Annotated in this window: 8 protein-coding genes; 5 read left to right on the top strand and 3 right to left on the bottom strand. The window is 40.2% G+C overall.

Annotated elements, in window-relative coordinates:
- The first annotated feature begins 219 nt into the window (after positions 1-219).
- From NSTCB13_RS18030 to NSTCB13_RS18050, 5 genes are all read left to right on the top strand, one after another.
- On the top strand, positions 220-1,116 hold the full coding sequence (locus NSTCB13_RS18030) for a calcium-binding protein (protein WP_448270227.1): 897 nt from the start codon (positions 220-222) through the stop codon (positions 1,114-1,116).
- A 1,595-nt stretch (positions 1,117-2,711) separates the two neighbouring features.
- Positions 2,712-3,350 (top strand): M10 family metallopeptidase C-terminal domain-containing protein, encoded by a 639-nt coding sequence (locus NSTCB13_RS18035; RefSeq protein ID WP_445631410.1) that lies wholly within the window; start codon positions 2,712-2,714, stop codon positions 3,348-3,350.
- A 598-nt stretch (positions 3,351-3,948) separates the two neighbouring features.
- On the top strand, positions 3,949-5,634 hold the full coding sequence (ilvD, locus tag NSTCB13_RS18040) for a dihydroxy-acid dehydratase (RefSeq protein ID WP_448273353.1): 1,686 nt from the start codon (positions 3,949-3,951) through the stop codon (positions 5,632-5,634).
- Between the two features lie 415 nt (positions 5,635-6,049).
- Positions 6,050-6,427, top strand: coding sequence for a hypothetical protein (locus NSTCB13_RS18045; protein ID WP_448273354.1), 378 nt, complete (start codon positions 6,050-6,052; stop codon positions 6,425-6,427).
- Positions 6,428-6,457: 30 nt separating this feature from the next.
- Positions 6,458-8,956 (top strand): caspase, EACC1-associated type, encoded by a 2,499-nt coding sequence (locus tag NSTCB13_RS18050; RefSeq protein WP_448273356.1) that lies wholly within the window; start codon positions 6,458-6,460, stop codon positions 8,954-8,956.
- A gap of 244 nt (positions 8,957-9,200) precedes the next feature.
- On the opposite strand, the gene NSTCB13_RS18055 is transcribed toward NSTCB13_RS18050, so the two are convergent.
- The 3 genes from NSTCB13_RS18055 to NSTCB13_RS18065 form a co-directional block, all read right to left on the bottom strand.
- The gene (locus tag NSTCB13_RS18055) at positions 9,201-9,944 is read right to left on the bottom strand and encodes a Uma2 family endonuclease (RefSeq protein WP_448273357.1); all 744 of its coding nucleotides are present in this window, start codon (positions 9,942-9,944) and stop codon (positions 9,201-9,203) included.
- A 36-nt stretch (positions 9,945-9,980) separates the two neighbouring features.
- Positions 9,981-10,619, bottom strand: a complete 639-nt coding sequence (locus NSTCB13_RS18060) for a Uma2 family endonuclease (protein ID WP_445631405.1) — start codon at positions 10,617-10,619, stop codon at positions 9,981-9,983.
- 157 nt (positions 10,620-10,776) lie between these two features.
- The gene (locus NSTCB13_RS18065; protein ID WP_448273359.1) at positions 10,777-12,693 is read right to left on the bottom strand and encodes a sensor histidine kinase; all 1,917 of its coding nucleotides are present in this window, start codon (positions 12,691-12,693) and stop codon (positions 10,777-10,779) included.
- Positions 12,694-12,739 lie beyond the last annotated feature (46 nt).

Genomic DNA, 12,739 nt, shown 5'->3' on the forward strand with positions numbered 1-12,739 from the left:
ACAAATGAATGCCACTTTTTTATTTATCAAAAAATTACCGTGAGATTAAATCCCGTTAATTACTTATGATTACCGCATCTGTGCAAAAATCGGAAAAGCCTTGTTCGCTCTAAATGATATATCAAAAAACTCTATCTGAAAAAATATTTCATATTTCGTTATCGCAAGAGTAATAAAAATGGCAACAATACGATTAATGCCGGTGATGGCAACAATACAATTTACGGCAAATCTGACAACGATACGATTAACACCGGATCTGGCAATGATAAAATTCAAAGCGGATCTGGCAACGACACGATTAACGGCGGTTCTGGCAACAATCGAATTGACGGCCAATCTGGCGATGATAAGATTGACGCTGGATCTGGGAACGATACGATTAATGGCGGTTCTGGCAACGATACGATTAACGCTGGAGCCGGGAACAATCGGATTGACGGCGATTCTGGCAACGATATCATTAACACCGGATCTGGTAACGATACAATAATCGGCGGAACAGGCAGCGATACGATTAACGCTGGTGATGGCAATAATACGATTGACGGTGGATATGACAACGATAGGATTAACGCCGGATCTGGCAACGATACAATTAACGGTTGGGTGGGCAACGATACAATTAACGGCGGAGCGGGCAACGATAAGATTGACGGCAGTTCTGGCGACGATAGTCTTATCGGTGGATTAGGCAACGATAGCCTAGTTGGCGGATCTGGTAACGATACGATTAGCGGTGATTTTGGTAACGGTGGTATCCTCATTGGTGTTGGTGGGACTGATATCCTCACTGGAGGATTGGGTAACGATGTTTTCGATTTCAACTTCGTTTCAGAGAGCCAACCTGGTTTGTTACAGGATGCGATCGCTGATTTTGTAGGAAACGGCATCCTTGCAGGAGATCAAATCGATCTATCTACTATTGACGCCAACTCCACTAAAGAAGGCAATCAAGCTTTCACTTTTATCGGGAGTCGTGCATTCTCTGCAATCGGTCAAATCCGTTATTCAGGAGGTATTCTCCAAGGTAGTACTGATGGCGAGCTGTCGGCTGAGTTTGAAATTCGGCTTACAAGAGCGCCACAATTAGTAGAAAGCGACATTATCCTTTAATTTAATATTATCTGCCTTAAAAATAAGGCAGAATGCAGAATTTTGATAATTGAATAGTCGCAAAGAGAGATAAGTTTAGCTTGCCTCTGTTATAGTTTATAGTTATTAAATTGCGCCGCATATATATCAGAAAATTAGGTAATACAATCGCAACTGTTGTAATGATGCCACTTAATGAAAAAATGTCAGATAATTTGAGAAGGCAAGTTGTGACACAAGGGACGTAGCGATTGCGCTGGTTAACAAGGCTTTTAAGTTATTGCAATTATTTCCTTATATATAACTAGATAAATCATCGAATAAATCTCAAAAAGCAAAACCAACCCTATCTGAACAAAGGTTTCAGATTTTGTTTTCGCGAGAGGAATAAAAAAGGGATAATTACTCTTTCTTATAGATAGAAAAAACTAGGCTTGAAAGTAATAGTATAGTGTTGTGATTGTGGATAACATCAAAACGTTCTAAAAGTTATGCGCTTCTGTAGGAGTAAATCAACTTGTTTCATACCATCCTACTACTGCAAACAGTAAAGATATAAAGACATGACATTACTCTTGGCATAATTTTGATGCCAAGAGCATCAATACATCTAGTGCTTGTCAAATCTTCAGAGCTGATTCGTAAAGAAAATCTGAAGGATACTCAACTCGTTACTAGGTCTGAGTTTCAGCGAATAAGTATTTTTTTGACTCAAATTCCTGAAATCCTTGCAAGACAAGTACTTTACTTGAGTTTACAAATTAGCTCTCAAACTTAACACCAAAGACTTGTTCCAATCAGGTGTGGGAGGCAGCATCCCTCTCGAAACACATTTCAAGTCTTAAGACTGGTAACGAATTCAAGTTACACAAACCTTTAGGCTTTTCTTCGTGTCATCTGTCTAACAAAGCTTTTAACTTATTGGTAATTATTTGTTATCAAGTTACACAAATCTTTAGGTTTTTCTTCGTGTCATCTGTCTAACAAAGCTTTTAACTTATTGGCAATTATTTGTTATATATAACTACAGAAAACACTAAACAAATATCAATATGCTCTCACCAGCTCTACCTGGACAAAGGTTTTCCATTTTATTCTGACCAGAGAATAAAAAAGCTAATTATTATTTTTTCTAAAAAAAAGTTTGCTGGAGGGTAATACTATAGTACTGTTATTATAAATACATTATTAATGTCCTTAAATATATATAATCACGTAGAAAAATCTCTTGTTATTGAGTACTTTCCAACTGAAACAACTGAAAAGATAAGGTACAAGGGCATCAGATGATTTTTGGTACAAATTTGAAATAAATATCATCAAATACATCTAGCACTTCTTAAATATTCTCAAATACTCTCAAATATTCAAACTTAATAGTCAAGGACTGTTCTAATCAGGTTTGCTCAACAATATACTTCAATTATTGATATTTTGACTTGGTTTTGTCGGCATTGCTGAATGAAAGTATGGAATTCCCAAATTCCATGTTTTAAATTGCTTGCTTTATGCATTTGAAGGAAATCAAATTCATACTCTTAATCAGCAATGCCGTTTTATAATGGAGAAGTAAAGAGGTAATTTTTTTTTCCTCTAAGTTTAGGAGAAACTCATCAATGGCAAGTTCAATATCAATCTCCTCTGGTAGCGGCAGTGTTAGTGCCAGCTCTAGTAGTTATAGCAGTAGTAGTGGCAGTGGCAGTAGTAGTAGCAGTAGTAGCAATAATGGTCAGAGCGATGTCATTAACACTAGTGGTGGCAACAGTACCCTTATAGGTGGTAGTGGCAAGAGTATCCTTAACGCTGGTGGTGGCAATGATAACCTCTTTGGTAACGCTGGTAACGATATTCTTAACGGTGGTGCTGGTAACGATACGCTCAATGGTGGTACTGGGGATGATGTCCTGACTGGCGGTAGTGGAAAGGATATTCTCACTGGAGGATCGGGTAATGATGTTTTCAAGTACAACTCAATTTCTGATACTCCACTTTCGGGACGCGACATCATCACTGACTTTCGTGGAAATGGCAGCTTGCCAGGCGATCGCATCGATCTATTTAATATTGATGCCAACTCCACTATTGGGGGTAATCAAGCTTTCACTTTCATTGGAAGTGCCCAATTCTCCGCACCCGGCCAAATCCGTTATTCAGGAGGTGTTCTCGAAGGTAACACCGATGGGAATCTGTCGGCTAATTTTCAAATTCGGCTTATAGGAGCACCACAAGTAGTGTCAAGTGACCTCATTCTTTAATTTAATATTCCTGCCTTGAAAATAAGGCAGGAGGCAGAAGGTAGAAGGCATTAGGGACTTACAGAAAATAAATTATCCCATTTCACCCCTATCAATACGACTTTCTCTCCCCCTGCTCCCTGCTCCCTGCCCCCTGCCTTCTAAGCGACGGAATATTTTTTTAATTGGAAGTCCCTTAGAGAATGAAAATATCTCTTTCCCAGTCTTCAATCCCTAGTCACTATTTTCAAGGCAGATATAATTTTGAAGAAGAACTCTAGTGCAAAGTTAGAGTGTCTCCATCTGTGCACCGGAATCAATATCAATATACTAAGCTTATAAATGTGGAAAGTCAGAGCCTCACCTTGGGGCAATGACTTTTTTTCATATTTAAATTCGTATTGCTATCCATAGTATTTCCGGCACTCTAAATGTCATACACAAGAATCATCCCTATTTAACACAAACGCTTAGATGAAGATTTATTCTAATTAGGGCTGACTAAAAGACACAGTGAAACATAGAGAATTACTCATATTCGATCGCACTGCCCAGGCATGAGAAAATCATCAGGTAATACAATCGCAACAGTTGCGATGATGGCACGGAAGGAAAAAAGATGTCGGAGAATTTGAGAAGCCAAGTTGTAACGCAAGGAGTGCAGCGATCGCCTAATCGAGCTATGCTGCGTGCAGTTGGTTTTAAAGATGAAGATTTCAATAAAGCTATTGTGGGCATTGCCAACGGCTACAGTACGATCACTCCCTGTAATATGGGAATAAATCAACTGGCACAAAGGGCAGAAGTGGGGATTAAAACTGCCGGAGCAATGCCGCAAGTGTTCGGTACGATTACCATTAGCGATGGGATTTCGATGGGAACTGAAGGGATGAAATATTCCTTGGTGTCGCGGGAAGTGATTGCCGATTCCATTGAAACCGCTTGTACTGGACAAAGTATGGATGGTGTCCTAGCCATTGGCGGTTGTGATAAAAATATGCCAGGGGCAATGCTAGCGATCGCCCGGATGAATATCCCGGCAATATTCGTTTACGGTGGCACAATAAAACCCGGTCACTACAACGGACGCGATTTAACTGTTGTCAGTTCTTTTGAAGCTGTTGGTCAATACAGTGCGGGAAAAATTGACGACAAGGAATTATTAGAAGTCGAAAGTCGCGCTTGTCCGGGTGCTGGTTCCTGTGGGGGAATGTTCACAGCTAACACCATGTCTTCAGCATTTGAAGCGCTGGGGATGAGTTTACCATATTCTTCGACAATGGCGGCAGAAGATGCCGAAAAAGCCGACAGCACCGAAAAATCAGCATTTGTCTTAGTCGAAGCGATTCGCAAACAAATCTTACCCCGGCAAATTATCACCCGCAAATCTATAGAGAATGCTATCTCTGTAATTATGGCGGTGGGTGGTTCGACCAATGCAGTACTGCACTTTTTAGCGATCGCTCGCGCCGCTAATGTAGAGTTAACTATAGACGACTTTGAAACTATCCGCGCTCGCGTTCCCGTTTTGTGCGATCTAAAACCAAGTGGTAAATATGTGGCTACAGATTTGCACAAAGCTGGCGGCATTCCGCAAGTAATGAAGATGTTACTTGTGCATGATTTATTACACGGTGATTGCCTCACCATCAGCGGTCAAACCATTGCAGAGATATTAGCAGACATCCCAGAAGAACCATCTGCCAATCAAGATGTGATTCGCCCTTGGAATAACCCGATGTATCCTCAAGGACATTTAGCCATCCTCAGAGGTAATTTGGCAACGGAAGGGGCTGTCGCCAAAATTACCGGCGTGAAAAAACCAGTAATTACCGGTCCTGCACGAGTATTTGAATCAGAAGAAGCCTCTTTAGATGCAATTTTGGCGGGTAAGATTCAAGCTGGTGATATTCTCGTCATCCGCTACGAAGGGCCTAAAGGCGGCCCTGGAATGCGCGAAATGTTGGCTCCCACTTCGGCAATTATCGGGGCTGGTTTGGGTGATGCTGTCGGATTAATTACCGACGGACGCTTTTCTGGCGGTACTTACGGTATGGTGGTTGGTCATGTTGCACCAGAAGCAGCAGTTGGTGGGGCGATCGCGCTTGTAGAAGAAGGCGATAGTATTACGATTGATGCACCCGCTCGTTTATTGCAGTTGAACGTATCCGAAGAAGAATTGGCTCGTCGTCGTGCCAACTGGCAACCTCCGGCTCCGCGTTATACTAAAGGCGTGTTGGCGAAATATGCCAAATTGGTATCTTCTAGCAGTATTGGTGCTGTAACAGATTTGGACTTGTTTTAGTTAACCTGACAACTGTGGCGCTTTGCCTACCTTTAACAAGGGGCTGAAGCCCCTTGTCTAGTTATTTGAGACGATCGCTGGATTTACGCTGTTATGTAATCGTTTGATCTAGCGATCGCTTCTAAAGAATTTGCAAGGACAAACTCAGTAACTTACTTTGCGATCGCAAGCGTGGTAAAACAAACTGCTGTATCGAAACAATTTGTCAGATGAAATACTATTGATCGCCTCTAAGTTTTGAAGCTATTGAAGAGGGACGTTCTGTATTTATACCAGATTTTTACCTTATTTTCGTGAGTTTTTGGAAAAATATTGAAAAAGTTTCAGGAAATTTACATAGAAGAAGTGATGTCAATCGATATACTACAGAAATACTATTGACCATCAACTGCTGAAAAACCTAAAAGGGCACAAAATGAGTTCTGAATCTAACGTCAAACTGACGATCGCTGTTTCTAATCCAGATTTAGATGCAGAGGAGCAAGAACGGGAAACACGAAATCTGCTGCGAGAGATCAAAGACTTAGATGTTGAAAGTGCTGAACTAGTAGCAGCTACAGAAATACCTCAAGGAGCCAAATCTGTTGGTGGTTTTCTGGTGGGGGTGTTGCAAGCAGAGGTGAGCCTTGCCAATTTTAAGAAATTGCTGGGATTTTTGGGCGATCGCTTGGGTAACAAAACCATTGAACTGGAAGTTGAGGCTAACGGTAAGAAACTCAAGGTGAAAGCTAGCAGTCAGGAAGAGTTAAACGCCGCCATTGAACAAGCGCAAAAGTTCATCGCAGGTAACTAAAAAATCCCAGCAGTAAGGAAGAATAAAGAGATGGCGAAAGTAGCACTACTGATAGGAGTTAGTGAGTATGAGCCTGGTCTTACTTCATTGCCAGCGACAATAAAAGATGTTGACGCAATGCAGCAAGTTTTGCAGAACCCAGAGATTGGCGGTTTTGATCGTGTAACACCACTGATAAATCCTCAACGACAAGCAATGGACGAAGCTATTGAAACTTTGTTTGATGGTCGTCAAAAAGATGACCTCTTGCTGTTATTTTTCTCTGGTCATGGAATTAAAGATGAGAGCGGTAAGCTTTACTTTGCTACTCGCAACACCCGTAAAAATTTACAGGGGAAACTTATTGAGACAACGGCAGTAGCAGCTAGTTCTGTGCATAAGTTCATGACCAATAGCCGCTCTAAACACCAAGTAGTGATTCTTGATTGTTGCTTTAGTGGGGCCTTTGCCGAGGGCATGGCAGCTAAAGATAATGGTTTTGTGGATATCAAGAACCAATTAGGTGGAGAAGGACGGGCTGTTCTCACATCTTCGACTTCAACCCAATATTCTTTTGAACAGCAAGGGGCAGATACCTCAACTTACACTCGCTATATAGTTGAGGGGTTGCAGACTGGTGCAGCAGATCGGGATGAAGATGGTTGGATCTCTGTTGATGAATTGCATGAATATGCCACCAAAGCAGTACAAGAAGCTACTCCTGCAATGAAACCGGAGATATATGCTATCAAAGAAGGCTATAAAATAAACCTTGCTAAAGCACCTATTGATGATCCCAAGCTTATATATCGTCGAGAAGTTGATTATTGGGTAAGAGACGGTGAGATTATTAATATGGGTCGTATTCCTTTAACTAAGCGACAAAAAGAGTTAGGACTTAAACTTGATGAAGCTTCTACTATTGAGGCTGAGGTTTTAAAACCTTATCAAGACTACAAAGAAAATTTACAGGAATATCAAAAGGCTTTCATCGAAGCAACTAAAAATAAATTAACTGTTAGTGAAAATACTCGTGCTGATTTGAAACGTCTTCAACAAGCGTTAGGACTTAGAGATGAAGATATAGCGCTAATCGAAGCTCCAATAATTGCCGAAAACTCACCTAGCTTACCTCCTCCACGCCCCCAAAATAGCAGTTTTAAATACTATATAGAAGTCTGCATTATCGGAATAATTGGAATAGTTATTGGTGGTGGTGTTGTATATTTCTTTCGTCCTTCACCTCAAACCTGTGTTAATAAAGAGCAGTATATTTTGAATTACAGAATCAGCTTAGGTGAAGAAATTTTATTAAAACAAGATACAAACCCAGATAAAGAAGCTGGAGTTAAAGCATTTACTGAAGGTGATTGTCTGAGTGCTATTAGGAAATTCCAGGCATATCGAGCAGCAAATTTTAGCGATCCAGAAGCATTGATTTATTTGAATAATGCTAAGGCTCGTCAACAAGGAAATTGGATCAAAATTGCCGTGAGCGTACCCATTGGCGAAAGTCCAAATATAGCAAAAGAGATGTTACAAGGTGTGGCTCAAGTTCAAAATGAAGTAAATAACAGTGGCGGTATTAATGGTAAAGCTTTGGAGGTGGCGATCGCAAACGATGATAATGATCCAAACACTGCCTCAAATATTGCCACTGAGTTTGTCAAAGATATGAGCATTTTAGCCGTAGTAGGACATAATGCTAGTCGTGCTACAATCCCCGCAGCTTCAGTATATCAAAACGCTGGGCTAGTGATGATATCGCCTACTAGTTATGCCCGGAACATTACCTCCATTGCTAATATTGGTAACTATATTTTCCTTACTGCTCCCAGTGTTAGTTCCATAGTAGATAGTATTTCTCGTTATGCCATCACTGAGAAGAGAAAGACTAACTTTCTCATCTGTGTCGATAAAAATCCGGATAATGGGTCGGTTAAGGATAGTTTTATAGAAGCGATCAAAAGGGCTGGCGGCACTATGAATCCTATAGATTGTAATCTTGATGACTCTAAATTTAACCCACAAGTAGTCATTTCTCAAGCTATAAAGAAAGGTGCTAATGCCTTAGTATTAGCTTTATACATTGACAAATCAAGGGACAAAACTGGGCGAGGTGATGCGTTAATAAGAGCTAATCAAGGTCAGTTAGCTTTATTTGGTACTCCATCACTGTATACGAAAGAAACCTTAGAAGAAGGGCAAAATATCAACGACATTACCACGTCCGTACCTTGGCATCCCACAGCATTTCCTAATAATCCTTTTGCATCAAATGCTATGCAACTTTGGAAAGCGCCTGTAACTTGGCGAACAGCGACATCTTATGATGCAACTCTAGCAATAGTTAAAGGTTTGCAGCAAAGCAAGACCCGTGAAGACCTACAAAAAGCGCTACACAGTCCAGGGTTTTCAGTCAATGGTGCAACAGGAAAGATTCAATTTTTTACACAGTCAGGCGATCGCAAAGACAATCCCATATTCTTAGTCCAAGTTCAACGAAAAGCTGGCACTGATCAATATGAATTTGTGCCGATTCAACCTTAGTTTTCCAGCTTTAGTTAATAGCGATCGCACTTACTCATTTATATATTTGAAAATAGCGATGCCTACGGCGGTAAACTACGCACTTATTTGTTGTGAGATTTGGAAATAGCGATCGCATCTAGTTTTTAATTTATACTTCAAAAAAATACACTATTCCTAAATTATTTGTGAAAATTTAGATCCCCAACTTCTCAAAGAAGTAGGGGATCTGGGTATTGCGAAATAGCTTCTTTGCTAAAATCCCTCACAAAATATCTGGATTTTCACCCAACTCTCTCAATCTAGCTGCTAAACGAGCCGCTTTTGCAGCTGCGGCTTCGGCTTGTGCAACTGCGGCTTGTGCCTGTGCGACAGCAGCTTCGTCTGGTAATAAAACTAAATTGCCAGCGACATCATAAAACCGCAACCATACCGCCGTTTCTCTGTCTATTGTTCCTTCATAGGTTCCCAACCATAAACCTAACTTTTGACACCACAACCAACTACGCTCATTTGGTGTCAAAGATTGATATTGCTGATTACGATCTAAATGCCACCCTTGCAAAGAAGTCGGGTCAAAGGGATCATAGACAAAATAATCTGAAGTATGAAAAGTTTGTTCGTAAAGGTCTTTCTTAACAGTCTTATCTATTTTGGCTGTGGATGGTGACATTAATTCTACAATCACATCAGGATAACGACCGTTTTCTTCCCACACTACCCAACCTTGACGAGAATTAGTCCCGTCCACATTCAGGACAGCAAAGAAATCGGGGCCACGGAAATCCTGGTTACGTACTTGGGCGCTGCTGTAATAAATAAACATATTGCCACCAGTAAAAAAATCATTCCGGTCAGCCCAAGCTTGCTGCAATGACCGAATCAACACATTCATGGCAATACGGTGGCGATTTGATTCCAAGGGTTCTCCGCCATCAAAAATTAAATCTGTGGGCGGTGTGGGGTGTTCCCAATCTAGAATGGCTCTTGGGTTGTTTTCGGTAGTCATGAGCGATCGCCTTTCTCAGAAAGCTTTAGATTTTTATCATAAATTATTCTTTACCCAATCTCGAAAGTTACGCATAGCTTGACTTCTCCCAATTGTTAAACACTGCTGCACATATTTATTAACTAATTCAACAATTGGAATGTCAGGAAAATTAGGACTAGATTCAGATTTTATATATTTACCTTCTTTTAGCAAGCAAATTTCTAAACCTTTTTGTGTATGTCGCCAAAGTTCAGGAACTCCCAAAATTTCATAATTCTCAAATCGAGTGCGAGAGGTAATATCTATTTCGATTGCTAAATCTGGTGGTGGGTCTATATTTAAATCTATGCGATTTTTTCCAATTATAGCAGCTTGATTTTGAATATAAAAACTGGTATCTGGTTCTACTGCTTGCCGCATTCGCTCATTTTTTAGTGTTGTGGAACCAAAAGGCTCAAAATCAATTTGGAGTTTGTCTAATAAAACTCTTACTAATTCACCAATATATTCTTTATCTTTTTCGTGTTCTGGTAGAGGAACCATAATTTCTAACCAACCATGACTATAAGAAATACGTGCTGCACGTCTTTCTCCCATTTCTGCTAAAATATCTTCTAACTGCTGCCAACTAATATCTTTAAGTAACATTTGTTGACCAGGGTTAACAATAATTTGTTGCAGTTTTAAAAGCATATTACCTCAGAGAGTTGATATAGTAATAATTGTATGTATTAGATGGAATTTACAAATCAACTTTCTTAAAGTATATCGCTTATGACCATTAGTGTACAAATTAACCAAAATAATTCATTGATATAATCTTTGACTGTTTCAATTTTGTCAGCAATTTTTAATTTTTACTTGTTAAAGGAATACGGATGGTAAGCTCTGTTCCATATCCTGGGGTTGAATCAACTTCAATAGTCCCTCGATGTTTATCTACAATAATTTGATAAGCGATCGCCATTCCTAATCCGATTCCTTTACCCACAGGTTTAGTAGTAAACATGTGGTCAAATACCCGTTGCCTGACATTCTCTGACATCCCAATACCATTATCGGAAATCTGAACGATCGCGCAATGATTTGATTTGTCAATTTGGGTTTGGAGCTTAATTTGATTTGGGTTAGTTTTAAGCTCCTCAAAACTTCGTTTTTGGCTGGCTTCTTCTAGTGCATCAATCGCATTCACGAGAACATTCATAAACACTTGATTGAGTTGCCCTGCGTAGCATTCTACTAGCGGTAGATCGCTATATTGCTTAACGATCTGAATTTCTGGTAAATTGGGCGTGGCTGTAAGGCGACGGTTCAAAATCATCAGAGTGTTATCTAATCCTTCATGAATATCTACAAATTTCATATCTGCTTCATCGAGGCGCGAGAAATTACGTAGCGACAGTACAATTTCACGAATGCGTTTGGTTCCCACTTGCATTGATGCCATTAATTTGGGTAAATCTTCTGCCAGAAACTCAATATCAAGGTCTTGAACGCGATCGCTAATTTCAGGGGTAGGATTTGGGTATGTTTGTTGATAAAGCTTGAGCAAATCGAGGATATCTTGACAGTAAACGCTGGCATGGTTGAGATTGGCATGGATAAAATTGGCGGGATTATTGATTTCATGTGCCACTCCAGCCACTAATTGTCCCAGACTAGACATTTTTTCGGTGTGGATGAGTTGAGCTTGAGTATTTTGCAATTCTTTCAGGGTTTTGCTGAGTTGCTGCGCCTGCTGGCTAGAAATCAAGGCGCGATCGCGAATCTGTTCATATAGCTGCACCTGTCGCCACGCACTAATCAACCCAATCAATAGCAATCCTCCCAAAACTGTAGCCAACAGGTTCAACGCCTGTAATGGCGATTCAATATTTTCTTTTGGCACAATTAACGCTACTGACCAATTTGCTTCTCTGAGGGGAGTGTAAGCAACATAACTCCATTTACCATCAAGTTGAAGCAATTCAATATTTGTGCGTTTAGCTAACATTTTCTGGCTAATTTCAACTAATCTGGGATTGCGCGAGTTCAGAAAACTTTTGGCAGCTTTTTCGGGTGTACCAATTAGTTCTTTGTTGGGATGGGCGATGGGAACTCCTTGAGAATTCAGCGCAAAGGCATAGCTGACTTTACCTTGATGTAAATTGCCGATCGCCTCAACGACTCGGTTAATTGGAATTCCTCCCATTAAAACACCTGCTGGCTTTATGCCTGTTTTGGCAGGAATCGGCGAACTAATCTGAATCTGTAACTGTTTAGTTGTGCGTCCAATAATTGGATCGGTTGCTACTGTTTCACCCGCTATACTCCGCTGAAAAAATTCTCGGTCTTTAACATTGAGACGATCGTGATGAGTATTAATTAATGCAGCATCCGGTGTGACCAACCCCATGAGCAAAAACGTTTGCAGCCGCTTCAACTCAGATTGTAAGTAAGATTCCATTATAGACCAATCGAGCGATCGCACTACAGTAGTATTTGCCAAAGTCTTAATTTCTGTCTTCCGAATGGCTAACCAGTTATCGATATCATCCTGACCTCGCCGTGTTTTTAACAGTACTTGTTCTTTGAGACTAGTGAGTAGCAATCCCTTAACAATCTTGTAACTAGTGATAGCTGTGGCACTAATGCTAATAGACAGAATTATCACTATTGATAATAATATAAACTTCCGCGATCGCCATTGAAATGAGTAGTATTTTTTGTTGCTTTGGGCATTCCATCGGAGATGAATTTTTGACCAGATTTTCTGCAATTTCAGCATGATTATAGCTTTCCTACCAGTTACATTTGAAAAACTAAAAATAAAA

It is taken from the genome of Nostoc sp. DSM 114160, from assembly GCF_053470305.1.